Annotated in this window: 20 protein-coding genes and 1 tRNA gene; 11 read left to right on the plus strand and 10 right to left on the minus strand. The window is 60.0% G+C overall.

Going from position 1 to position 23,973, the window contains the following annotated elements; genetic code table 11:
- Nucleotides 1–6: 6 nt before the first annotated feature.
- The 3 genes from htpG to BM036_RS00895 form a co-directional block, all read right to left on the minus strand.
- A complete protein-coding gene (gene htpG / locus BM036_RS00885) occupies nt 7–1,899 on the minus strand; it encodes a molecular chaperone HtpG (protein WP_091848346.1) in 1,893 nt (630 codons plus the stop codon).
- A 130-nt stretch (nt 1,900–2,029) separates the two neighbouring features.
- Nucleotides 2,030–2,464, minus strand: coding sequence for a PaaI family thioesterase (locus BM036_RS00890; RefSeq protein ID WP_091848347.1), 435 nt, complete (start codon nt 2,462–2,464; stop codon nt 2,030–2,032).
- Nucleotides 2,461–2,931, minus strand: coding sequence for a PaaI family thioesterase (locus BM036_RS00895; RefSeq protein WP_091848348.1), 471 nt, complete (start codon nt 2,929–2,931; stop codon nt 2,461–2,463). The genes BM036_RS00890 and BM036_RS00895 overlap by 4 nt, the downstream gene beginning before the upstream one ends.
- A 177-nt stretch (nt 2,932–3,108) precedes the next feature.
- Here BM036_RS00895 and BM036_RS00900 point away from each other — a divergent pair, with 177 nt between their 5' ends.
- The 4 genes from BM036_RS00900 (at nt 3,109) to BM036_RS00915 (ending at nt 7,257) form a co-directional block, all read left to right on the plus strand.
- Nucleotides 3,109–4,398 carry a M48 family metalloprotease gene (locus tag BM036_RS00900; RefSeq protein WP_413774361.1) on the plus strand — a complete coding sequence of 430 codons (1,290 nt, stop codon included), beginning with the start codon at nt 3,109–3,111 and terminating at the stop codon, nt 4,396–4,398.
- Nucleotides 4,399–4,528: 130 nt separating this feature from the next.
- The gene (locus tag BM036_RS00905; RefSeq protein ID WP_091848349.1) at nt 4,529–5,089 is read left to right on the plus strand and encodes an SCP2 sterol-binding domain-containing protein; all 561 of its coding nucleotides are present in this window, start codon (nt 4,529–4,531) and stop codon (nt 5,087–5,089) included.
- Nucleotides 5,086–6,270, plus strand: coding sequence for an iron-containing alcohol dehydrogenase (locus BM036_RS00910; RefSeq protein ID WP_091848350.1), 1,185 nt, complete (start codon nt 5,086–5,088; stop codon nt 6,268–6,270). The genes BM036_RS00905 and BM036_RS00910 overlap by 4 nt, the downstream gene beginning before the upstream one ends.
- A 201-nt stretch (nt 6,271–6,471) precedes the next feature.
- Nucleotides 6,472–7,257 carry a substrate-binding periplasmic protein gene (locus BM036_RS00915; RefSeq protein ID WP_091848351.1) on the plus strand — a complete coding sequence of 262 codons (786 nt, stop codon included), beginning with the start codon at nt 6,472–6,474 and terminating at the stop codon, nt 7,255–7,257.
- A gap of 48 nt (nt 7,258–7,305) precedes the next feature.
- On the opposite strand, the gene BM036_RS00920 is transcribed toward BM036_RS00915, so the two are convergent.
- Together BM036_RS00920 and BM036_RS00925 are read right to left on the minus strand one after the other, a co-directional pair.
- Nucleotides 7,306–9,792 carry an ABC transporter permease gene (locus BM036_RS00920; protein ID WP_091848352.1) on the minus strand — a complete coding sequence of 829 codons (2,487 nt, stop codon included), beginning with the start codon at nt 9,790–9,792 and terminating at the stop codon, nt 7,306–7,308.
- A complete protein-coding gene (locus tag BM036_RS00925; protein ID WP_091848353.1) occupies nt 9,792–10,511 on the minus strand; it encodes an ABC transporter ATP-binding protein in 720 nt (239 codons plus the stop codon). Before BM036_RS00925 ends, BM036_RS00920 begins: the two co-directional genes overlap by 1 nt.
- 69 nt (nt 10,512–10,580) lie before the next feature.
- Between BM036_RS00925 and BM036_RS00930 the strand changes: the two genes are divergently transcribed.
- The gene (locus tag BM036_RS00930) at nt 10,581–11,264 is read left to right on the plus strand and encodes an arylesterase (RefSeq protein WP_091848354.1); all 684 of its coding nucleotides are present in this window, start codon (nt 10,581–10,583) and stop codon (nt 11,262–11,264) included.
- Nucleotides 11,265–11,293: 29 nt separating this feature from the next.
- Here BM036_RS00930 and BM036_RS00935 read toward each other — a convergent pair whose 3' ends face one another.
- Nucleotides 11,294–12,304, minus strand: a complete 1,011-nt coding sequence (locus BM036_RS00935; protein WP_091848355.1) for a YheT family hydrolase — start codon at nt 12,302–12,304, stop codon at nt 11,294–11,296.
- A gap of 81 nt (nt 12,305–12,385) precedes the next feature.
- On the opposite strand from BM036_RS00935, the gene BM036_RS00940 reads away from it, so the two are divergent.
- The 3 genes from BM036_RS00940 to BM036_RS20230 all read left to right on the plus strand — a co-directional run bounded on the left by BM036_RS00940 (nt 12,386) and on the right by BM036_RS20230 (nt 14,280).
- Nucleotides 12,386–12,461: transfer RNA gene (locus BM036_RS00940), tRNA-Asn, on the plus strand.
- Nucleotides 12,462–12,648: 187 nt separating this feature from the next.
- Nucleotides 12,649–13,587: a HAMP domain-containing protein gene (locus tag BM036_RS20225; RefSeq protein WP_245742389.1), complete on the plus strand. Its 939-nt coding sequence runs from the start codon at nt 12,649–12,651 to the stop codon at nt 13,585–13,587.
- Nucleotides 13,588–13,617: 30 nt separating this feature from the next.
- On the plus strand, nt 13,618–14,280 hold the full coding sequence (locus tag BM036_RS20230; protein WP_245742391.1) for a methyl-accepting chemotaxis protein: 663 nt from the start codon (nt 13,618–13,620) through the stop codon (nt 14,278–14,280).
- Between the two features lie 12 nt (nt 14,281–14,292).
- Here BM036_RS20230 and BM036_RS00950 read toward each other — a convergent pair whose 3' ends face one another.
- Nucleotides 14,293–15,588, minus strand: a complete 1,296-nt coding sequence (locus BM036_RS00950; RefSeq protein WP_091848356.1) for a M18 family aminopeptidase — start codon at nt 15,586–15,588, stop codon at nt 14,293–14,295.
- 534 nt (nt 15,589–16,122) lie between these two features.
- Between BM036_RS00950 and BM036_RS00955 the strand changes: the two genes are divergently transcribed.
- Nucleotides 16,123–16,641 (plus strand): hypothetical protein, encoded by a 519-nt coding sequence (locus tag BM036_RS00955; RefSeq protein ID WP_091848357.1) that lies wholly within the window; start codon nt 16,123–16,125, stop codon nt 16,639–16,641.
- Nucleotides 16,642–16,644: 3 nt separating this feature from the next.
- Here the strand turns inward: BM036_RS00955 and rlmKL are convergent, their stop codons facing one another.
- Nucleotides 16,645–18,822, minus strand: a complete 2,178-nt coding sequence (gene rlmKL, locus BM036_RS00960; protein ID WP_281246998.1) for a bifunctional 23S rRNA (guanine(2069)-N(7))-methyltransferase RlmK/23S rRNA (guanine(2445)-N(2))-methyltransferase RlmL — start codon at nt 18,820–18,822, stop codon at nt 16,645–16,647.
- Between the two features lie 354 nt (nt 18,823–19,176).
- On the opposite strand from rlmKL, the gene rmf reads away from it, so the two are divergent.
- Nucleotides 19,177–19,389: a ribosome modulation factor gene (gene rmf / locus BM036_RS00965; protein ID WP_091848358.1), complete on the plus strand. Its 213-nt coding sequence runs from the start codon at nt 19,177–19,179 to the stop codon at nt 19,387–19,389.
- 336 nt (nt 19,390–19,725) lie between these two features.
- Here rmf and BM036_RS00970 read toward each other — a convergent pair whose 3' ends face one another.
- Nucleotides 19,726–20,760, minus strand: a complete 1,035-nt coding sequence (locus tag BM036_RS00970; RefSeq protein WP_091848359.1) for a quinone-dependent dihydroorotate dehydrogenase — start codon at nt 20,758–20,760, stop codon at nt 19,726–19,728.
- 455 nt (nt 20,761–21,215) lie between these two features.
- Here BM036_RS00970 and BM036_RS00975 point away from each other — a divergent pair, with 455 nt between their 5' ends.
- Nucleotides 21,216–22,355 carry a cation diffusion facilitator family transporter gene (locus BM036_RS00975; protein ID WP_091848360.1) on the plus strand — a complete coding sequence of 380 codons (1,140 nt, stop codon included), beginning with the start codon at nt 21,216–21,218 and terminating at the stop codon, nt 22,353–22,355.
- 41 nt (nt 22,356–22,396) lie between these two features.
- Here BM036_RS00975 and BM036_RS00980 read toward each other — a convergent pair whose 3' ends face one another.
- Nucleotides 22,397–23,893 carry a RimK family protein gene (locus BM036_RS00980; RefSeq protein WP_091848361.1) on the minus strand — a complete coding sequence of 499 codons (1,497 nt, stop codon included), beginning with the start codon at nt 23,891–23,893 and terminating at the stop codon, nt 22,397–22,399.
- Nucleotides 23,894–23,973 lie beyond the last annotated feature (80 nt).

Raw genomic sequence — 23,973 nt, forward strand, 5'->3', positions numbered from 1 at the left:
GGCAGATCAGTTCGACAGCTCCAGCAGCAACCGGTTAAGGCGGCTGACGTAGGCACCCGGATCCTTCAGCTGTTCGCCGCTGGCCAGGGTGGCCTGGTCGAACAGGACAGCGGACAGCTCCTTGAAGCGCTCTTCGCCCTGCTCGGTTTCCAATCGCTGTACCAGCGGGTGGTCCACGTTGATTTCGAAGATGGGTTTGCTTTCCGGCACTTTCTGGCCGGCAGCTTCCATGATCTTCTTCATCTGGGCGCCCATATCGAACTGCCCGACCACCAGGCAGGCCGGTGAATCGGTCAGCCGGTTGGTCACGCGTACCTCCTGCACCTGGTCGCTCAGGGCGGTCTTGATCCGCTCGAGCAGGTCCTTGTGCTCCTTGGCGGCTTCTTCCTGGTGTTTCTTGTCCTCCTCGGTCTCGACTTCGCCCAGGTCCAGGTCACCACGGGCGACGTCCTGGAACTGCTTGCCGTCGTACTCGCTGAGGTAACCCATCATCCACTCGTCGATGCGATCGGAAAGGATCAGCACCTCGATGCCTTTCTTGCGGAAGACTTCCAGGTGCGGGCTGCTGCTGGCTGCCTGGAAGCTGTCGCCGGTGATGTAATAGACCTTGTTCTGGCCGTCTTTCATACGGCCGATGTAGTCGTCGAGGGAGACATTCTGGGCGCTCTCGCCGGTGTGGGTCGAGGCAAACCGCAGCAGGCCGGCAATCTTCTCCCGGTTGCTGAAGTCCTCCGCCGGGCCTTCCTTGAGGACTGTGCCGAACTCGTTCCAGAAGCCCTGGTAGTCTTCGGGCTGCTTTTTGGCGAGCTTGGACAGCATGTCCAGTACGCGCTTGGTCATGGCACTGCGGATGGACTCCACGGTGCTGTCGTTCTGCAGGATCTCCCGGGAGACGTTCAGGGACAGGTCGTTTGAGTCGATCACACCCTTGGCAAAGCGCAGGTACAGCGGCAGGAACTGCTCGGCGTCGTCCATGATGAACACGCGCTGTACGTACAGCTTCAGCCCGCGGGGCGCTTCCCGGTTATAGAGGTCAAACGGTGCACGCTTGGGGATGTACAGCAGGCTGGTGTAGTCCAGCTTGCCTTCCACCTTGTTGTGAGACCAGGTGAGCGGGTCCTCGAAGTCATGGGCGATGTGCTTGTAGAACTCTTTGTACTCCTCGTCCTTGATCTCGGTACGGGGCAGGGTCCACAGGGCGGTGGCGTCGTTGACGGTTTCGTCCTCGCCCTTCTTGTCCTCGTCTTCCGATTCGGACTTCATGACCACCGGGAAGGAGATATGGTCCGAGTACTTCTTGACCAGGCTGCGCAGGCGCCAGCCGTCCGCAAACTCCTTCTCGTCCTTTTTCAGGTGGAGGACGATTCGGGTACCACGGTTGTCCAGTTCAAGGTTCTCGATGGAGAATTCACCATCACCGAGGGACTCCCAGTGCACGCCTTCGGCCTTGGGTGCGCCGGCGCGGCGGGTATAGACCTCCACCTTGTCGGCCACGATAAATGCTGAATAGAAGCCAACCCCGAACTGGCCAATCAGCTTGCTGTCCTTCTTCTCGTCACCGGACAGCTGTTTCAGGAACTCGGCGGTTCCGGACTTGGCGATGGTGCCCAGGTTCTCGATTACATCGTCCCGGGACATGCCGATGCCGTTGTCAGTCAGGGTGACGGTGCCTGCATCAGCGTCATAGTCCAGGCGAATTTTCAGCTCCGGATCATCCTCGTACAGGCTGTCGTCCTTGAGGGCGGCGAAGCGCAGCTTGTCTTCCGCATCCGAGGCGTTGGAGATCAGCTCTCGCAGGAAGATTTCCTTGTTGGAATAGAGGGAGTGAATCATCAGGTGAAGCAGCTGCTTCACCTCGGTCTGAAAACCCAGGGTTTCTTTACCGGTATCAACCGTCATGGCGCGGTATCTCCTGCTCAATGTCTGACAAACGTCCCACACCGGCCGATAACAACCGGCCGGTGTGGCTGATTCATGGTGTGGAGTTAATTTGGGGATATCGAGGGCCATTTCAAGCCCCAGAAAGGACTCACTTTTCCAGCAGGAAATGCGCCCGTGCCGTCGCGATGGGTTCGTTACGGGATTTCTGCCAGGCGCTGATCATCACATTGGCCACCCGGTTACCCTGGCGGGTCAGGTGACACTCTGCGTAGGTTTCACGGTCCAGTCCCGCACGCAGGTAATCGAGGGAGAAATCCACGATCTTGGGCATACGGAAGGTGTCCTGGGACATCATCAGGTAAATGGCCGCGGAAACTTCCATGAAGCCGCCGATCACACCGCCGTGGATGGCCGGCAGCATGGGGTTGCCCAGGTTGGAGTCCTTGCGGGGCAGACGGAAGATCAGGTCATCGCCGAACCGGTCGCACTGCAGACCAATGTAACCGGCGTAGGGGATGCTCTCCAGGAGCCGGGTAAAGTCACCGGTCTGCTGGGTTTCGCGAAGAATATCTGCAGTAGTCACTGGTCCACCCCCATGATCATGTCGCGGTACGCCTTGGGTGTGGCATCCTTGCCGATACGCATGAAGGTGCCCACACAGGTGGCCACGATCTCGCCATCGTCCTGGAAGGCTTCACAGCGGGTAAACACGATGTTTCGGGTCATCTTGCGGATTTCTGCCCGGGCGTAGACCGGCTTGCCCGGCTCGGCGGGACGCATGTAATCGACGCGCAGGTCCAGCGTGGGACACAGTTCGAACTCGTCCAGTGCGCAGATCATGACAGAGCCCGAGGTGGTGTCCATCAGCGTGGTAATGGCCCCCCCGTGAATCACGCCGGTTTCCGGGTTACCGATGATTTTTTCGCTGTAGGGCAGGCACAGGGTCAACTGCCCTGCGTCGGCATCCGCAACGGTCAGCCCCAGGTCACGGGCCTGGTTAAGGATGTTGATGAACCGGTCGACCCGGTCCATAAGCACTTTATCGGTCATAGCGATCCTGTCGTCGGGCGAAAAACGGGCGGATCATACCCCATTTAATCGATGGGTTCAGCGGCGACACCCCGATTGCTGGAGGACTACCTGAAGCAACAGATTCAGCTATTATACCAGGGTGTTCTTGAGGGACACTCTGGGCACACATCTCAAACAACAGGCAAGGAGACCTACGTGAGCAAACTGTCTTTGACCAGGGCCAGGGCAGCCATTATCTCTGCTGCGACGGCACTGGTTGTTCTGACCAGCGGCTGCGCCACCAACCCGGTTACCGGTGAGTCCCAGCTGTCACTGATCGGCGAGAACGAGGAACGTCAGCTCGGTCAGGAAAATTACACCCCCACCATCCAGACCCAGGGTGGACGGTTCTACCTGGACCCGGAGCTCACAGTCTATGTCCAGGAAGTGGGCAACAAGATGGCACAGGTCAGTGACCGACCTGACCTGCCCTACGAATTCGCCGTACTGAACAGCAGTGTGCCCAATGCGTGGGCGCTCCCGGGCGGCAAGATTGCCATCAACCGCGGGCTGCTGGTGAAGCTGGAGGATGAAGCCCAGCTCGCATCCGTCCTTGGCCACGAGATCGTCCACGCCGCTGCCCGCCACAGTGTTCAGCGTATGCAACAGGGCATGCTGCTGAGCGCCGGTATGGCGGGGCTGGGCCTGGCACTGGGTGATAACGAATGGGGTGGCCTGATCATGGGCGGCGCCGCCGTCGGTAGCCAGCTGGCCCTGGCCCAGTACAGCCAGTCCCACGAGCTGGAATCTGACCGTTACGGTATCGAATACATGGTGGAAGCCGGCTATGACCCCCAGGCAGCGGTGGAACTACAGGAGCTGTTCCTTGAACTGTCCGAGGGCCGCTCGTCCAGCTTCCTGCAAGGTCTGTTCGCTACTCACCCGCCGTCACAGCGACGGGTTGACGAGAACCGGCGAATGGCCCGGGAGCTGGGCACTGGAGGTACCCGAAACCGGGACAGGTACCAGCAGATGATCGCCGAAGCAAAGCGCCTGCAGCCGGCCTACGACCTGCACGATGAAGCCCTCAAGCTCGCCGGTGAGAAGAAGTACCAGGCGGCGCTGGACAAGGTGAACCAGGCCCTCAAGCAAGCACCCCGCGAGGCGGCGTTCTTTGCCACCCGGGCCCGTCTGTATGACGCCATGAACAACCCGGACAAGGCCGAAGCGGATTTTGACAAAGCCGTCGAGCTCTACCCGGAGATGTTCAGCTATCGCCTGTACCGAGGCCTTGACCGGCTGGATAAGGGTAACCTGCAGGGCGCCAGGACCGACCTGGAGGCGTCTGCGCAAGTGGTTCCCACCTCCATTGCCTATCTGAGGCTGGGGGACATTGCGGCCCGGCAGGGTGACCGTAACAAGGCGGCAGCCTATTACAACGAAGTCGCCAAGACGGATGGCGAACTGGCTGAAGAAGCAAAACGCAAGCTGTCAAACCTCAGGTAACCCCCTGCATACCGAAGGGCAGCTCCCTGCCCTTCGGTCACGTGTCTCCCTTCCCGCCATCCGGCATTGACTTGGCTGGGCAATCCCCCTGAAACTCAGTATTCCTGGCCTGCCCACGAAGGTGTTGCCCATGTTGGAAAGCTTCTCCCGCTCAACCGCGCGTCGCGCGCGCCGACAGTATGTCGGCATGATGTTCCGCTTCATGGGCCATGCCCTGGAGGCCATCTCCCGCTTCGACAAGACGGTTATCGATGAGGCCTCAGCGTTGCCCGAAGGCCTGGTATTCCAGATGACGGTATTACCTGCCGGCCCCTCGCTGGCGGTTGAACACACCGGGGGCGGTTCTCTTCGCTACCTGGGCAGCCATTACCAGGGCCCCGTGGACCTGTCCATCCGCTTCAAGCACCTTGCCCATGCGTTCCTGGTGCTTTCCTTCCAGGAAAAAACGGTGGAGGCCTTTGCCAACGACCGGATGGTGGTGGACGGTGACATTGCCCTGGCAGTACGCATGACCCGGATTCTCAATCGCCTGGAAGCGATCATCCTGCCAAGGCTTGTTGCCCGCAGGGCGGTTAAGGAATACCCGTCCGAACTTGGCCTGCTGGAAAAGGTACCCGGAGCCATCGGTGTGTATCGCCGGGTGGCTTTTTCGATGATCCGCGATTTACGCAAAGAGGGCCTGTCACAATGAGTCGCTATTACGAGTTCTTCTGCCCGGTAAAGGTCATCGCCGGTGAAGCCGCACTGGAGCACCTGCCCTACGAGCTGACCGGCATCGCGTCTGTCCGCCCCATGATCATCACCGATGCAGGCGTAAGGGCCGCTGGCCTGCTGGATCCGGTCATCGCTGCCTGTGAAGAGAGCGCGGTCACCATCGCGGCCATCTACGATGAAGTGCCGCCGGATTCCTCCACCACGATCGTCCGGGATATCGCCAACCTCTACCGGCAGCAACAATGCGACGCCATTATCGCGATCGGAGGTGGGTCTTCCATCGATACCGCGAAGGCCGTAAATATCCTGGTCTCCGAGGGCGGTGATGACATCGCCGCGTACAGCGGTGCAGGTGTCCTGACCCGGCCCCTGCGTCCCTTCTTTGTGATTCCGACAACCGCTGGCACGGGCTCGGAGGTCACCTCTGTAGCCGTGATTGCCGACACCGAGCGGTCAGTGAAGCTGCCCTTCACGTCGTCATTCCTGCTGCCCAATGCCGCGATCATCGACCCGAGAATGACCCTGACCCTGCCGCCCCACATCACGGCAGCGACCGCCATGGATGCCTTGACCCATGCCACGGAAGCCTACACCTGCCTGGCCAAGAACCCTCTCAGCGACGCCTATGCGACGGCCGCGATCAGGAAAATCGGTCGTTCATTACTGGCGGTTATGGACAACCCTGACGACGCCAAGGGTCGGCTGGACCTGGCGGAAGCCTCGACCATGGCGGGTATTGCGTTCTCCAACTCCATGGTGGGCCTGGTCCACTCCCTTGGCCATGCCACTGGCGCAATCTGTCACCTTCCCCACGGTCTCTGCATGAGCCTCTACCTGCCATACGTACTTGAATACAACCTGGAAGACATACGTGAGCCGCTGGCAGAGCTCCTGCTTTACCTGGAGGGTCCGGAAGTCTGGTCAGCCACTCCCGCGTCCCGTCGCGCAGAGGCCACCATCTCTGCCATCCGTCACCTCAGGGACGAATTGCACCACCGTTGTGAACTGCCCAGAACCCTGCGGGAGACCGGCAAGCTAAAAGAAGACCAGCTGGATGCCATCGCCCGCCAGGCGCTGGATGATGGATCCATTATCTACAACCCGCGGGAGGCCAGCCTCAAAGAAGTCCGGTCAATACTCGATAAGGCATGGGGATGAAGCAGTTCCGACTTTTTGAGGGTTGAATAGCAGAACGAAACGGGTAACAATCTTTGCAAGCTAACAAGGAATCAGAAAACGCTTACAGGACAGGCAGACGGATCGGATGCCCTTTTTGCTCACTGGGCATTGAGTCTCAACCCTGCGGTTTTGGCGCGACATCCATACCGTGTGAAACAGCATTAACAGGGTATCTTAACCATGCTCCATCCCCTTCTGCGCTGGCTGGCCACGGCTGTCATTCCCCTCGCGTCCACCGTGGCCAATGCCAGTGAACCGGTGACTTCGTCCGAACCGTTGAACGGCGAGAACCCGACCCTCAACTTCAACGTGTCTACCAGCGGCTACCCCCCCTACCTGATTCACCTTGGTGAAGACCGTTATGGTGGTATCGCCTATGAGGTGGTCAGCCGGATCTCCGAGCGCCTCGGTTACCACCTCAAGCCCCATGAAATTCCACGCAAGCGCGTAGATGCCATGCTGCAGGATGGCTACATTGATGCGACACCCAGGGCCAGGGAATGGACGGAAACGCCGGGGGATTTCCTGTTCACCGATGCCATCGTATCCATCCGGGAAGTCTTCTTTACACCGGTTGAATCTGACTTCCGGTTCGACGGTCTGGAAAAACTCAAGGATGTCACCCTGGTGACACCGCTCGGCTACCATTACCCTGAACTGGAGCCGCTGTTTGAAAGCGGCATTATTGGGCGGTACGAGGTGTCTGACGACCGGGACATCTTCACCTACCTGCTCCATGGACGGCGCCTGGACGCGACAATCGCCGACCTGGCCGTGGGCCAGTGGATTATTCGTCAGAATAACTGGCAGGGACGATTTCGCCATAGCGACCAGGCACTCAGCGATTATGGTTACCGCCTGATGCTCCGCCAGGACTGGGCATCGTTTGCCGAAGCCTTCAACAAAGAGCTGGCCGAAATGAAAGCCAGTGGCGAGCTGGAGCAGATCCTCAACCAGTACCGCTGAGCCAATGCACCCGCCACGGTTCGTCCGACGGCGGGCGCATCCCGGTCGTCATTCCAGCCGTCGTAACAGCAGCATCGGGCTGACCTGCAACACGGGCCGCAATTGCCATCGGCCCAGCAGTGCCAGTACGAACCCGCTGATCAGCGGGATGGGCAGCGCCACCTGCCAGTGCCACCGGAATTCGCCGCCAAACATCCGGTACTGCAGGGCCCACACTGCACTTTCCGCCGCCAGTACGCCCAGTATCCCTGCCAGCAAACCCGCCAGGCCGAATTCCAGCATGGTGCTGTTTACCAGCAACGACTGGCGACCTCCCAGAGTCCGCAACAGGGCGCCCTCCCGTTGCCGGTCCTGCAGCGTGGCACTGACCACAGCTGCCATGACGACGAGGGAAGCCGCCAGGATCAACGCCAGTATCGCTTCAATGGCCTGGGTTACCTGCCCCACGATTGCCTGTATTCGCTCGATGATGTGATCGACTTCCAGCAGGGAAACCGTCGGGAACTCGCGGGTGAATTCGTTAAGGGCGTCCTTTCGGTCCTCCGGCAGGTAAAAACTGGTAATCCAGGTAGCAGGCAACCCTTCCAGTGCGCCGCCAGGGGGAAATGCCATGTAGAAGTTGGGCTTCATACTCTCCCATTGCACCGTGCGGATACTGGTTATTGGTTCGGCGATGGTTTCCGAGCCGATGGTAAATCCAAGCACATCGCCAACGTCAACGCCCAGTTCAGCCGCCAGTTCCGCTTCGACGGAAACCCCTTCCGTCTGATCACTCCCGAACCAGTCGCCCGCAACAATCCGATTATCCTCCGGCAGGCTTTCCATCCAGGTAAGATTCAGCTCACGGTTAAGGGCGTTCACGCTGTCATCCTTGCTGACCACCTGCCTCACCGGTTGGCCGTTTATCTCGGTCAGGCGTCCCCGGACCATGGGATAGAGGGTATCCAGGCCCTGCCCCTGCTCACGCCAGAAGGCGTCAACCTCATCCACAGTCGACGGGGCAATATTGATCAGGAAATGGTTAGGGGTTTGCTCCGGCAACTGTGCCTGCCAGTCCGCTAGCAGGGAGGAACGCACCAGGATCAGCGTACTGGCCAGCATCAGCGTCATGGCGAACACGGCAATCTGTGACAGGCTTGCGCGGCGATGCCGGTAAAGGCCAACCAGCGCCAGGCGCCAGGCGTTGCCGCCACCGGTGACACGGCGCAGGGCGAGCAGCAACAACCAGCCCAGCAGGGCCAGGGTGCCCAGTAACGCCACCAGCCCGCCAATCAGTGCCACTACCAGCATCACTTCACGGGCGTACAGCCATACCAGGCCGAAAATGGCCACTACGGCAATGGCGATATCGCTCCAGGCGCGACTGTCTGCCTCACCGGGCTGACTGCGCAGCACCCGCATCGCAGGCACATGGCGCAGGCGACGAATCGGGGGATACGCAAACGCAAACAGTGAAACGACCGCCGTGGCCAGGGCGGGCATCAGGGATGGCAGATCCACCGTGAACGGAATCTCCTGCTCCAGCACCCTGGCCATCAGATTGTTGAGAAAGCCATAGACAGGGAGCGCCACCAGCAACCCTCCGGCCATGCCAGCCAGGCCCCAGACAGACAGGCGCACCAGGTACATATGGCCGATGCGTCGGCTGGACAGGCCAAGCGTCTTGAGCAGGGCGACAGTGTCCCGCTGGCCGACGGCAAACTGACGACTGGCCACCGCCACTGCCACCGATGCCAGCAGAACCGCAATACTGCCCCCCAGCAGCAGGAATCGCTCCGCCCGCTGGAGGGACTCGGAGAGGGCTTCGCCATCCCGGATACTTTCCCATTCGTGGGAGGGTTCCAGCCGTGGCTGGAGCCACTGGTAGAAGCCATCGAGTGCAGCTTCTTCACCGGCAAACAGGTTGACGTACTCGACACGGCTGCCTTCCTGGATGACACCGGTAGCATCCACGTCGTCCGCGTGCATCATCACCCGGGGGGCCAGTCCGCCAAGGTTAAAGCCCCCATCCGGCTCACGGACCAGCAGGCCGGATACGGTAAGTTCAAGGTTACCCACCTCGACGGTGTCACCAACATCAATCTCCAGCAGTCGCACCAGGCGGGGATTCAGCCAGGCCTCCCCGGGACGTGGGCCCTGCCCGAGCAACTGCCGGTCACTGTCGGCATCCTGCTGGAATTCAATCTTCCCCCGCAGAGGATACTCATCGCTGACTGCCTTGATAGACACCAGCTGGAAACGTTCGCCGCCGCTCAGCATGGTTGAAAATTCCACCATACGGGCAGTTTGCAGTCCCCGGTTCCGGGCTTCTTCCCGCCATTCGGCAGGAATGGGCTTGCCGTGCTCGGCCTCGAGCTGGCGGTCCGCCGCCAGGAAGGAACTGGCAGACGTAATCAGCGTGCGTTGAAGCTGGCTGGCGAACAGGGCAATGATCGCAACGGTGGCCACCGCAATGATCAGGGCACTGAGCACCACCTTGACGTCACGCTGGCGCCAGTCCCTCTTGACGGAACCCAGTTTCTGGCTGGCCGACATCAGGCGGTCTCCTCACGGGCGGCTTCCAAGTGTCCGGCCTCAATGGTCAGGCGGCGCTGACAACGGGCCGCGAGGGTTTCATCGTGGGTCACCATCACCAGGGTAGTGCCCTGCTCCCGGTTCAGGGCCATCAGCAACTCCTGGATCTCCTGGCCGGTCTGGTTATCCAGGTTGCCGGTGGGCTCATCCGCAAACAGGATCACCGGCTCACAGGCGAACGCCCTGGCAATGGCCACCCGCTGTTGCTCACCCCCGGAAAGCTGGCGCGGGGTATGAGTCAGGCGATCACCAAGCCCGACACGCCCAAGCAACTCCCGGGCCCGGGCTTGCGGGTCCGGGAAGTCCGCCAGTTCCAGCGGCAGCATCACGTTTTCCAGCGCAGTGAGTGCGGGCAGCAACTGGAACGACTGAAACACGAAGCCAACACGCCGGGCCCGCAACGCGGCCCGCTCATCTTCACTCAGTCGGCTGATGGCCTTGCCTTCCAGCACCACTTCACCTTCGGTGGGCGTATCCAGCCCTGCCAGCAGGCCCAGCAACGTGGTCTTTCCAGACCCTGAGCGCCCCACAATGGCTACGGATTCTCCACGCTTGATTTCAAGACTGACCCCTTGCAGGATGGTGAGCGTATCTCTGCCCAGGTCTACCCGCTGAGTCAGGTCGGTTACTGTGAGAATGGCTTCGGAAGTCTGTCGGGGTCCGCTGGAAAGGTCTGTCACGTATGCTCCGGGAACTGATTCAGTATTTGCCACTCTACCTTGCCTGATAGAAAGACAAGAGGACGCTTAATGGTCGTTAACTCGGTGGTTGCTTCTATAACTACGGTATTTTCCCGCCAGAGATCAACGGTTCTGCTTTTCTGGTTACTGGCTTGCCTGGTCCTGCCCGGTGCCGCTGCAGCCCGGACCATCCTGGTTATGGGCGACAGCCTGAGTGCCGCCTATGGGGTGGAAACAGAAATTGCCTGGGTCAACCTGCTTCGGGAGCGCCTGGAAGAGCACGACCACGAGCAGTGGCAGGTGGTCAATGCCAGCATCAGCGGAGAAACCACTGATGGCGGTGCCCGTCGCCTGCCGGCGCTGCTGGACAAGCACCAACCGGATATTGTCATCATCGAACTGGGCGGCAACGATGGCCTTCGGGGCTTCCAGCCGCCGGTCATCCGGGACAACCTGTCGGCCATGATTAAAGCCTCCCAGCAGGCCGGTGCCCGTGTACTGCTGGTCGGTATGCAGATTCCTCCCAACTATGGCGCCAGTTATACCCGCCTGTTCACCGAGATGTACCCAAACCTGTCAGACCAGTATGACACGGCCCTGGTTCCCTTCTTTCTGGACGGAATCTACAATGGCGATGGCCTGATGCAGGATGATGGCATTCATCCTACCAGCGAAGCCCAGCCACTCCTGCTGGAAAACGTCTGGCCGCACCTTCAGCCGCTCCTGCAGGAAACAGCATCCGCCAGCCGGTAGTTTGCCTGGCCGCCCCTGCAGAGCCATGTCTAACGGACGAGCGCGCCAAGGTAATCCACGGCCCGCTGCTCGGACCAGTACCAGCCACCACGGCCGTACTGCACAAATCCCACGTGCCCGCCATGGCGGGTAGTCTCCAGTTGCGTCCACGCACCGAGGACTCCCGGATCTCCGGGAAAACAGGCGGGTGAAAGGAAAGGATCGTCGGCGGCGTTCACTATGAGCGCGGGCACCCGGATATCCCTCAGGCGAAACAGGGACGACGCCCTGTGCCAGTAATCCTGCGCGCTGGCGAAGCCATGAAGCGGTGCCGTATACCGCTCATCAAACTGGTGGAAGGTGCGGATGCGGTCATAGCCCTCCATGGTGATCAGCTCGGGGAAGCGCCGGGCCTTTTCGGCCATCTTGGGCTTCAGGTCCCGGATAAAGCGGGACATATACAGCCGACGGCTCGGGAGCGCCAATACATCAGCGCCCCCGGCCAGGTCGCAGGGGACTGAGAAGGTCACCGCACCGGCAATCCTGCTGTCCACCCTTTCACCCTGCTCGCCAAGGTATTGCAGCGCCAGGTTACCGCCCATACTGAAACCGGCGAGCGCCATGGCCTGGTAACCCTGGCCCAGGCCATGGCGAACCACCACATCGAGGTCTTCGGTAGCGCCGCTGTGGTAGAACCGGGGCTGACGATTCATGACACCGCCACAGGAGCGATAGTTCCAGGCCAGTACATCCCAGCCTGTCGCCAACAGTGCACGGGCAAGTCCCTGCACATAGGGGCGCCGGCTGTGCCCTTCCAGCCCGTGGCAGACAACGACCACCCGATCCGAACCCTGCCGGTACCAGTCCAGCCAGAGTTCATCATCGTCTGGTGTGACAATCGCTTCCGCTTCGGGCTCACGCAGGTCCACCCGCCGGAAGAGGCTGGGCCAGATAGACTGGGCGTGGCCACTACGAAGCAGCAATGGAGCCCGATAAGGCGTCGTGGAAGCCACCTCCGCCGGTGCCTGTTCAGGACTTGCGGATACCGCTGTTTCAGACATGGTGAAAATTCGAATCCTGTGTTTTCAGGGGCTTGACCCCACCCCCCAAAGACCTTAATATGCGCGCCATCTCGACGCCAATCCCCGATAGCTCAGTTGGTAGAGCAACGGACTGTTAATCCGTTTGTCCCTGGTTCGAGCCCAGGTCGGGGAGCCATATTCCGAAAAGCCGCCACCTTTTACAAGGTTGGCGGCTTTTTATTTTGCTCGTAGCTCGCCTCCCTCCCACATCCACTGCCATCTCCTGAACTCGGAAAATACCCGCTTACTAACGCTCAAGAAATCCGTGCCACGGCCGTTAACTCCACCATATGCCCGCCTTGCCATGGAGCGCCAGACCACTAATGTCCCTGTTTTCCAGAAGTATTCTCGCCCGAGTCCTCTCCGTTGTCCTGGCAGCTAACCTGCTGGTTGCTATCTGTGCCCTGCTTTACTTCAGTCACTCGCTGAGTTCGAACCGGGAATACCACGCCCTGGCCAGCGACCAGATGGTCAACGCCCTGGAAGCTGAAGACATCCTCAATCAGTTCAAGACCCAGGTTCAGGAATGGAAGAACGTGCTGATCCGTGGCAGTGACAGTGACCAGCGGAACAAGTACTGGCGCCAGTTCCAGCAGCAGGAGACCAGCATTCAACAGGCACTGGGCGACCTCCTACCCCGGCTCCAGAACGGTGAAGCCAGGGACCTGATGAGTCGTTTCCGGGACGCCCACCAGCGTATGGGCCTGGCCTACCGGGAAGGCTTCGAAGCCTTCAGCCGGTCAAATTATGACCACCAGGCCGGTGACCAGGCTGTGCAGGGCATTGACCGTGAGCCGGCTCAACTGATCGAAGAAGCGTCTACGCTGATCCGTGAGCAGGCGTTGACGCAGGCGTCCGCCCTGAACGAATCCGTCAGCCGCAACACCACCCTTATCGGGTCGCTGATGCTGCTGTCCATCATCGCAGGAACCCTTCTGTGCATCCTGGTGCTATCCCGCTCCGTAGTGCGACCGGTCCGTACGTTGACGGCCCAACTTCACAGCCTGGGCGAAGGCGACCTTTCAGATCCGGCCACCCTGCGACGCGAGGACGAACTCGGCCGCCTGGCTGATGCAGCACGTAACCTGCATGCCTTCCTGTCTGAGACCGGAGCCCTTATGGGACGCTTTGCAGAGCAGCTTTCCAGTACCAGCGAGAGTCTCCGCAGCAACGCCCAGGCGGTCGCGAACCATTCCGACCTGTCCCACCAGCGCATCGAGCAGATCGCCACAGCGATGAACGAAATGTCTGCCACCGCCTAGGACGTCGCCAACCACGCCACTTCGGTTTCCGTGGAGACCCGGGAAGCCACCGCCGAGGTGGATGACGCTGACAACCGTACACAACAGGCGACACACAGCATGGGCCGGCTGAGCGACCAGATCCGCCAATCAGCCGCAACTGTGGAGCGCCTGGCAGGCGACGGCCGGAAGGTCAGCGAAGTGATGGGCGTGATCCGCGAAATTGCCGACCAGACCAACCTGCTGGCCCTGAATGCGGCCATCGAAGCGGCCCGGGCCGGCGAGGCAGGTCGCGGCTTTGCGGTGGTGGCAGACGAAGTGCGAAGCCTGGCGGCCAAGACCCAGGAGGCAACCACGCGTATCGATACCATCGTGGACACCATCACCCGGGGCTCCAACGACGCCACCGAGTTCATGCGCGCCAGTGAAATCGTTGCCGGCGAGACCAGTGAGGCGGTAGACGCCGTCCGTCAGACCCTCGCCGGCATCAACGACCGCATGAAACAGATCAGCGACGCCACCATCCAGGTAGCCACCGCGGCCGAAGAGCAGACCAGCGTTTCAGATGACATCAATCGCAACGTCACGGATGTTTCGGAAACCGCGGAGAACATGCGTACCAGTGCCGAAGAGAACCTGCGCCGGGTACCGGAACTGGAAAGCATGGCCCGGGAAGCCAGGGAACTGGCCTCCCGAATCCATCAGAAGGGCTGACAGCGCGGGTGGTCAGTTCACCTCTGGCCACCCCATAAACCCCTTGAGCACCTGGTACAGGGTATAACCGTCCCGGGTGCCGCAGAGCTCACGGATCGAGTGCATGCCCAGCTGGGGCACACCGATATCCAGGGTGGTCACCCCAAGGTTACCCGCCGTAATAGGTCCGATCGTGCTGCCACAGCCCATGTCACTGCGCACCACAAACGTCTGGTGCGGCAGGCCCAGCTCGTCACTGATATGCCGGTAGAGGGCCGCTGAGCGGCTGTTGGTGGCGTAGCGCTGGTTGTGGTTAACCTTGATCACCGGTCCCTGGTTCAGCAGCGGACCATGGTTTTCGTCATGCCGGTCACTGTAGTTGGGGTGCACGCCGTGGGCGTTGTCAGCAGAGATCATCATGGAACGGGCGATCACCCGGCTACGGTTCTCCGCACCGCACCAGCGGTCCAGCACCGACGACAGGAACGGCCCCTGAGCCCCTTCTGCCGACATACTGCCCACTTCTTCATGGTCGTTACACACCAGCAGTGCCGGCTCATCACCGGTTGAATCCAGCAGCGACTGCAGGCCAATGTAGCAACTGAGCAGGTTATCCAGCCGCGCAGAGGTAATAAACTCGTCCCGGAGGCCGGACAAACTGGCCGGCTGGGCATCGTAGAAACTCAACTCATAACCCAGCACCTTGCCGATGGACTGCTCCGGGTACTCCTTGAGTACCTGCGCCTCGAGCAGGTCGTTAAACGCCGTCTTGTCATCATCTGGAGCCTGCATTAACACCGGGGGCAGATCCGTCTGGGCATTGATGGAACGACTGCTGTTGGCGTCCCGGTCCAGGTGAATCGCCAGGCTGGGGATAAACGCCACCGGCCGCCGGCAATCCACCAACCGGTCCTGAACCCGGCCCTGCCCGTCCAGCAAGGTTACCCGCCCCGCCAGTGACAGATCCCGGTCAAACCAGGGGTTGAGCAGTACACCACCGTAGACTTCCACCCCTAACTGGTAGAACCCTTTACGACGCAGTTCGGGGTTGGGCTTCACCTTCAGGCAGGGGCTGTCGGTATGCGCACCGACCATACGGACACCCGCCTCCAGCGGCGACCGCTTACCGGTCCGGAAGGCAACAATGGATGAGCCGTTTCGGATGACGTAGTAACCCTGACCTTGCTGCAGGTTCCACTCCTCCCGTTCATCCAGGACCTGGAACCCGGCCTTGTCCAGGGTTTGGGCCATGTTGCGGGTTGCGTGCCAGGGGGTTGGTGAAGCGGAAAGGAATTCGAGCAGTTTCTGGTTAAAGCTGGTGTGTTCCATAGGTTCTCAAAGACTCGCACGGGAATTCAGTTGAAGGGAGTATCTCATGGGGACCGGGGTGTACTCTACTGAGGGGTTAAGCTTACAGCCACACTCGAGCTGCAGGTGATCAGTGGGCAAAATGTTCGGCGAACACTAAGTTGGTTTTCAGCTTTAAAGCTTATTCTGAATTAGAGGCCACCCCTCTGTTGGAGGGACAGGGTGGGGGATGATTTTCCGGGACCTTCAAAAACAGGGACGTTTTTGAAGAGCCTCCATGGACGGATCCACGGCGTGTCCCGGAAAATTATACCGCTCCCTGGCCCCTGGCACGCACTCCCAGGCCTACATAGTCTAGAACTCGAATACGGTGCTACCCTGACGGCCCGCCATTGGGGGGAGGTTTCCAGGACACGCTGTGAATACATCCCTGTAAGCTCGACGAAAACATCCCTGTTTTCGACGGTCCTGGAAACCTCCCCCCAACACCGTGCCTTACTTCTCGGGTAGACTGTTAGCTTGCAGTCGCTGATCATCGAATACTTAGGAGCCAATATGCCGCAGGGCATCCCCCACTTTCTGGACATCGAATACTTCCAGAACGACGACCTCTTCTTCCCCACCGCCATCGCCTGGAGCCTCGCCGATGGCCGAATGAAAACCGTCGTCATCGAACCGGACGAAAGCTGGCTGCCCCAGGATGCCGAACTGGCCGAAGACGAACTCCGGTACCTGCGGGAACAGGGCGTCCCCCTCATCGAACTGGCCCGGGCACTCCACGAAGACCTGCCCGACCAGCAGGTCTACACCGACGGCCTCGACCCGGACGAAATCCTGATCGACCTGATCTTCGACGCCGTCGCCATGCCCGTGCCCTTCGAGCTGGCACCATTGGACGACCTGATACCGGGCCTGGACCGGGATGCCCTCGAAGACCACCGGCGGGACCTCATGTTCGAACAGGGCCTGGAGCCCCAACTGCCGGAAAACGGCGTCTACGCCCTGCTCCTGCTCGCCCGTCAGGAAGGCCTTATCGAGGCTCCGGACGCAGACCACCATAACGATGAGTGGTGACCATCACACCTTGTGACGGATATGCCAGCACTGATGGATCCGGGGATTCCTCTGGAAGTCCCGGTCCAGGGTGGCCGGGGTCACATCCTCCACCTCGAACAGCTCGTCCAGGCCCTCATCCAGCCGGAAACGCCGGAAATTGTTGGAGAAGATCAGCACGCCGTCGGCCGTCAGCCGGGACATGGCCTGGTGGATCAGTTTGCCGTGGTCCCGCTGGATATCGAGAACCCCCTGCATACGGGCAGAGTTCGAGAAGGTCGGCGGGTCCATGAAAATCAGGTCGAAACGCTGATCCGCCGCCGGCTTGTCCGCCAGCCATTTCAGACAATCCGCCTGCTCAACCACGTGTTTCTTCGGATCTGCGCCATTGAGCGCCAGATTGTCCCGGGCCCAATCCACATAGGTGTTGGACATATCCAGGCTCAGTGACCGGCTGGCGCCCCCAGCCACCGCCTGCACCGTGGCAGCACCGGTGTAGCAGAACAGGTTGAGGAATCGCCTGTTGCGGGCATGGTCTCGAATCCAGCGTCGTACCGGGCGATGATCCAGGAACAGGCCGGTATCCAGGTAGTCCCTCAGATTGACCTTCAGGCGACTGCCAAGCTCGTCCACTTCCATGAACTCGCCGGTAGCGTCCTGCTTTTCGTACTGGCGGGTTCCGGTCTGGCGCTGGCGCTGTTTGCACACCACCTGTTCCGGAGATACACCCAGTGCTTCGGGTATGACCGCCAGCGCTTCCGCCAGCCGCTCCCTGGCACTTTTCTCGTCTACCGATTTCGGGGCGGCGTACTCCTGCACATGAACCCGGTCGCCGTAGATATCGATCGCCATGGAAAATTCCGGCATATCCGCATCGTACAGGCGATAGCACTGGATATTCTGCTTGCGGGCCCACTGGCCAAGGGCTTTCAGGTTTTTCTTCAGACGGTTGGCGAGCATCTGCGCCCGCTCGGGGTGGCTGATCTTCGCGCGGATCTCTCCCGGCGCTGTGACATCCCTCGGACGGACGATATTGCCCTCGTTAATATCGAACAACAGCAGCTGGGCGGGTATCTTGCCATTAAAGAACCGGTACTGTTTATGGCTCCGCAGGCCAAGGGAGTGCCCCAGCTCAGGGGCACCGGTGAAGACCCCCAGACGCCAGCCAGGCAAGTGTTCACGGACGGCTTCTCCCAGGGCCTGGTAAAGGCTTCCCAGCTCGCGCCGTTCACTGAGGCGCTCACCATAGGGCGGGTTGACCAGGGCCAGGCCCTCAGATGCCCACTGTCCGTCCCGGTGGAAGTCTGCCACCGCCCTTGCCTCCACGTGGATGATACCGTCCAGCCCTGCCCGGGCAATGTTACGCCAGGCGGTGGCAATCACCCGGCTGTCCTGGTCGTAGCCGACAAAACGGGGTATCCGGCCCTGCTTGCCCTCCCAGGCCCGGCGTTCCGCCTCCTGGCGCAACTCCATCCAGGTTTCCGGCTTATGGCCCAGCCAACGCTCAAAGCCGAAGGTCTTGCGCAGCCTTCCCGGCGCCTGGTCCAGGGCCATCATGGCCGCCTCGATCACCAGCGTTCCGGAACCGCACATGGGATCAATGAAGTCCCCACCCTCTGCGGCAATGTCCGGCCAGCCTGCACGCATCAGCAGCGCTGCCGCGAGGTTCTCCCTTATCGGGGCGATCCCCTTCTCTGTGCGATAGCCCCGCATGTGCAGGCTATCGCCACTCAGGTCAACAGCTATGTCCAGCTCTCCCCGGTGCAGGCGAGCTGACACGGTAATGTCCGGATCCTTTGCGTCCACGCTGGGACGCACCGTGCCCTTCCCCCGGAGCCGGTCAACAACCGCATCCTTTACTTTCTGGGCGCCATATTGCGTGTTACGGATGAGCTCGTTGGTCCCGGTAAACACCACACGAAACTTGCCGGTTACCGCCAGGTGGGCTTCCCAGGGTATCTCATGGACACCCTGGTAAAGGGATTCGTTGGTGCGGGCATCCACCGTTGCCAGGTGCAACAGCACCCGGTTAGCCAGCCGGGACCAGAGACAGGCACGGTAACCTTCGGCGAGCCCGCCCCGAACCCATACGCCGGCAGGTGCCGTCTTCAGGGGTTCCAATCCGAACGAGGCCAGCTCCGCCTGCAGCAGATTGTCCATGCCTCTGGGACAGGTCACAAAAAATTCGTATTGCTCGGTCACTGGAACCTCCGGATCAGCACCTCGCCCCTGGTTTGCGGGACGCCGGTGTGGGGATTGGGTGTCAAAGAGTCAGGGTAGCGCATGGTAACCGACCCTGGTTATTTCACATAAACATAAAGGTGCGGTCACATAGATGAAATAAGTACTGTACTCCGCCACCAGATTCATCATAGGGTGTCATAGACGCGTCAAATAAAGGGGAGCGCCAGGTGGCCTCCCTGATTCAGGATCCTGACTGCCTTGTCAGAAAGTAACCGGGGACCTTGAGGGTCTTGTTTTTCAAGGGTTTCTTTCATCGCACACTGGCAGACGTGTACACGCTTGTTCTGTAAATCCATGTAGGTGAGGAACGGCATGAAAAGACAGAAAAGAGACATGTACGCTCGCGCATTCAAGCGGGGATACCAGGCCGGCGTGTCCGGTAAATCCAAGGACACTTGCCCGTTGGACCAGCCAGAAATAAGGCAGGAATGGCTGAACGGGTGGCGGGAAGGACGCACCGATAACTGGGAGGGTATGACCGGCGTTTCCGGCATTCACAGGCTTGCCGTCAACGGCACGACCTGACGGTCACCCTGGACAACCCCGCGTGCTCCGGGCTGGAAGAATGTCTCTGACGGATGTTTTTTCAGTACTTTAGTGAAAGTACGACCAGAGACTTGCCGCTTTCAGGCGGACACATAACACAGAACGAAATCAAGGCGTCGTCACACTGACGGACTATACAAACTGACAATCTGGTTTTCTGCAGGGGCGCACCGGCTCCCCTCCATCAACTGCCGGAACCTGAAATCGGGTCCACCCGACCCGAACCAGACATAAGCATGTCGCCACGGGGTTTATTCCCCGCACGGGCCCGCTCAGCGGGCCCTTTATTTTGTGCGTCCGTCAGACTCTGCCTCGCTACGCCTGATGACCCGCCTTCAATGCCCGGATCGCCTCTACCGACTCCCTCACCAATGCCGGTCCACGGTAGATAAAGCCTGTATACACCTGGACCAGGCGCGCACCCGCGCGGATCTTCTCCGCAGCACTCCCACCATCCCCGATACCGCCAACACCAATAATAGGGATCTCATCGCCGAGAACCTGATACAGCCCCCGGATCACTCGCAAGGAAGGTTCACGAACCGGGTCACCACTCAGGCCCCCCGCCTCGCCTGCATGCCGGTGCCCTTTCACCGCCTCTCGGCTGATGGTGGTATTGGTGGCCACAACACCATCAATTCCCGCCTCGAGCAATGCATTCGCCACAAACCGGATTTCCTCGTCGTCCATATCCGGAGCGATCTTTACCGCCAGAGGAACGTAGCGGCCGGTTGCCTGGTGCTGGATCCCCTGTTCTTCCTTTATTGCCGTCAGTAACTGCCTGAGGGAGTCGCCAAACTGGAGGTCGCGTAATCCCGGTGTGTTGGGAGAAGAGACATTGACCGTAATGTAATCGGCGTAATCGTAGACAGCGGCAATACCCTTTCGGTAATCCGACTCAGCCTCCTCGGCAGGCGTGTCCTTGTTCTTGCCTACGTTGATTCCGAGCACACCGGCATAGCGGCGCTTGGCCACCCGGGCTACCAGGTGATCGAGGCCCTCATTATTGAAGCCCATGCGATTGATAATTGCATGGTGCTCCGGCAGGCGGAACATACGGGGAGACGGGTTTCCTGGTTGCGGCTGTGGCGTGACGGTCCCCACTTCAATGAAACCGAAGCCCAGGGCACCCAGCCCCAGCAGGTGGTCTGCGTTCTTGTCCAGCCCCGCCGCCAGCCCCACCGGGTTGGGAAAGTCCAGCCCCATAACCTTGACAGGCAGGTTGGCCGGCGGCGGGATCAGGGCCTTCAGCAGGCCGCTGGCCGCGGCCACATCCAGGCCGGCCAGCGCAACCCGGTGAGCGGTTTCCGGAGGCAAGGTGAACAAAATCCTGCGAAGCAACGTATACATAGAAGACCCTGGTTGATATCGCGACTACGGCGCTGGTCAGAAAACCGGCAAAACAACGTGACCTTGTGAAATCTTCTGGTATTATTTCGCGCCTTGTGAACGGGCAGCGAGTATAGCGGAAGTTTTCCACAGTGGCTTCTGTTGCATCGCGATGACCTCTAAATGACTGTCTGGTTAAGGTCTTGTGACCTTTTCCACGAATTCTGTGGATAACTCTGTTGAAAATCGCCTTTCAACCGGGCTGATCCCTTGCCTCAAGCCGCCCCCTGCAAATTGATCATTTTTTAACCAGTTATTTTTTCTTTTATTTTCATGATTTTATATTAGTCAACGCATTGATTCAGGCTTTACGCTACGCTTTAGCAATCGAATATCCGTACACGGTTCTTGTGCATAAAACGAACACAGTTCTGTGACGCAGATCTCAAAAGCAAGTCCATTTTACAGGAGTTGACATGTCTGCCAGCCACCAGCATCGCCTGGACGGAGAGTACCGCGCCGCCTCCCGGGTGACCGTCATCGGGATGATACTGGATGCCGTGCTTGGTCTCCTTAAATGTATCGTAGGGCTGCTGTTCAACTCCCAGGCATTGTTTGTGGACGGCATCCACTCTTTCACCGATGTGGCATCCGACCTGGTCGTCCTTGTGGTCATGAAGCTCTCCAGGAGGGGGCCAGACGCGGACCACCCTTATGGGCACCAGCGTTTCGAAACCCTTGGCACGATGATCCTGGGCAGCTTCCTGATCGCGATTGGCGGCGCCCTCGCCTGGGACAACCTGTGGCGGGTACTCACGTCCAATGAACTGGCGATTCCTGGCTGGCCCGTACTGGTGATTGCAGCCCTGTCGATTCTCGGCAAGGAATGGATCTTCCGCTACACCCGTAAAGTGGGTGAAGAAATACGCTCGGACCTGATTGTCGCCAATGCCTGGCATAGCCGTACCGACGCCTTTTCGTCGGTCGTCGTACTGGTGGGCGCCATAGGTGCCATGGCCGGCTTCCCCTGGCTTGACGCCCTGGCAGCTATCATCATTGCGATCATTATTGCCCATGTTGGCTGGCAGTTTACCTGGAGCAGCGTCAGGGAGCTGGTGGATACCGGCCTATCTGACCAAGACACCCAGCGCCTGCGCTCTGCGGCCATGGAAACGGAGGGAGTACGGAATGTCCATGACCTGCGCAGCCGGCGCATGGGCAGCGATATCCTGGTGGATGTACACCTTGTGGTAAAGCCGGAAATCAGCGTGTCAGAAGGCCACCAGGTGGGCATGCAGGTCATCCGGCGCATGCGCGAAACCCTGCCTGAGATCCGCGACATCAATTTCCATATTGACGCCGAGAATGACCAGCAAGGCATCATTACCAACCCCGAACTGCCGTCTCGCAAGTCGATCCGCGAGTGGTTACGCGGGCAGGTTCCGGAACTGGACAAAACCCGGCACCACCTGCGCCTGCACTATCTTGGCAATCAGGTACACGTAGAGCTTTTCCTCGACGAATCCCCGCCACACCCCCTTTCTGGGGACACTGTGATGGCAAGGCTTGACTCCCCCGCCTGGCTGGGCAGCCTGAGAGTCTGGCAGCCAGGCTGAATCCGGCCCACTATCGGGGAAACGATCCCAACTACGGCGGCCTACCGGCGCTTGGCCTCCATGCGGGAGAGAAATTCCTGCATGACAAGCGTGTAGAGTTCTCCCCCAAGGAACCTGTCTTCCACATCGGAGTCTATGCTGGGGTTGTCGTTCACCTCGATCACCGCCACCCGGTTCCCGGATTGCTTGATGTCTACGCCATAGAGGCCATTGCCGATCAGCCGGGTTGCGTTCAGGGCAGCCTGGACCACGTTCCTGGGGACTTCGTAGGTGGGCAAGGTATCAAAGTCGCCGCTGTCCACCTGCTTGGCTTCCCCGTGCTGGTAGATCTGCCAGTGCCCCTTGACCATGAAATACTTGCAGGCGTAGATGGCCCGCCCTCCGAGTACCCCGATACGCCAGTCGTAGTCGGTGTAGAGGTATTCCTGGGCCAGCACCAGTGCGGACTGGCGGAACAGGGTCTTCAGCGCTTCCCTCAGCTCTTTCTCGTCCCGGGCTTTGAGTACCCCTTTTGAAAACGCCCCGTCCGGGATCTTGACCACCACCGGCAAGCCCAGCTGCTCAATCACCTGGCTCGCTGCGTTTTTCTGGTCCTTTGACAGGATCAGCGTTCGTGGCGTAGGAACCTTGTTGGTTTTCAGCAGGTCCGCCAGGAACACTTTGTTGGTACAGCGCAGGATGGAAACCGGATCGTCAATCACCACCAGGCCTTCTGCCTCCGCCTTGCGGGCAAAACGATAGGTGTGGTGGTCAATGGCCGTGGTCTCCCGGATAAACAGCCCGTCGTACTCCGGCAGGCGCATGTAATCCCGGCGGGTGATTCGCTCCACATTGATACCCAGCTTGCGCCCGGCCTTCTCGAAGCGGCCCAGGGCCACTTCGTCACTGGGGGGCATGTCTTCTTCCGGGTTGACCAGCATCGCCAGGTCGAAACGGTATCGCCTGCGGGTGCGGGGCTTGCGCCAGACGATACTACTGAACCGGTCCAGGGCTGCGGCGAAGGCATCCTGCTGGGCTTCCGTCAGGTCCGCCGGGGCACCCGGCTTCATGGCATCAATCTGCCAACCCTTGCCTTTGCGGTACCGGAAGGACACTTCAAGGATCGGGCATGGAAAACGTTCAAAAAGGGCCCGCGCCACTGGCTTGAGATCGGGCACCTCGGCCTGGCCAAAGAAGGTGCGCACCCTTACATTACGGCCACCCTTGCTGTCCGGCACCTCATCCCTCGCTGCCTGGTCCAGCCACTGGATCACTGAGGGATCCAACTCTTCCAGTTGCAGCGAGAACAAACCCTTGCGCCCCAGGTCATTCAGGGTCATGACCGAGGGCACCACGTGGTGGCCCCGGGCCTCTGCCAGCAGGGAACAGTAGTACCCCTGACTCAGGTAGCGGGCACTCTGGCAGAGGTTGATGACCCGTACCCGGCTGTGTGCCGGCGCTGAAAACTGCAGGTACTGATCGAAGGTCAGCAGATCCTCACTGGGATAGTACGGCGCCCAGTCCCTGGCATGGTCCACAACAAGCAGCAATCGTGACATCAGAAGAGGCCTCCCGGCCAGCACAGGCAAAGGCGTTCACCCGTGAACGCAATGTTGGCTACAGTAGTACCAGTAACCGG

This window comes from Marinobacter segnicrescens (genome assembly GCF_900111555.1).
Taxonomy (GTDB): Bacteria; Pseudomonadota; Gammaproteobacteria; order Pseudomonadales; family Oleiphilaceae; genus Marinobacter; species Marinobacter segnicrescens.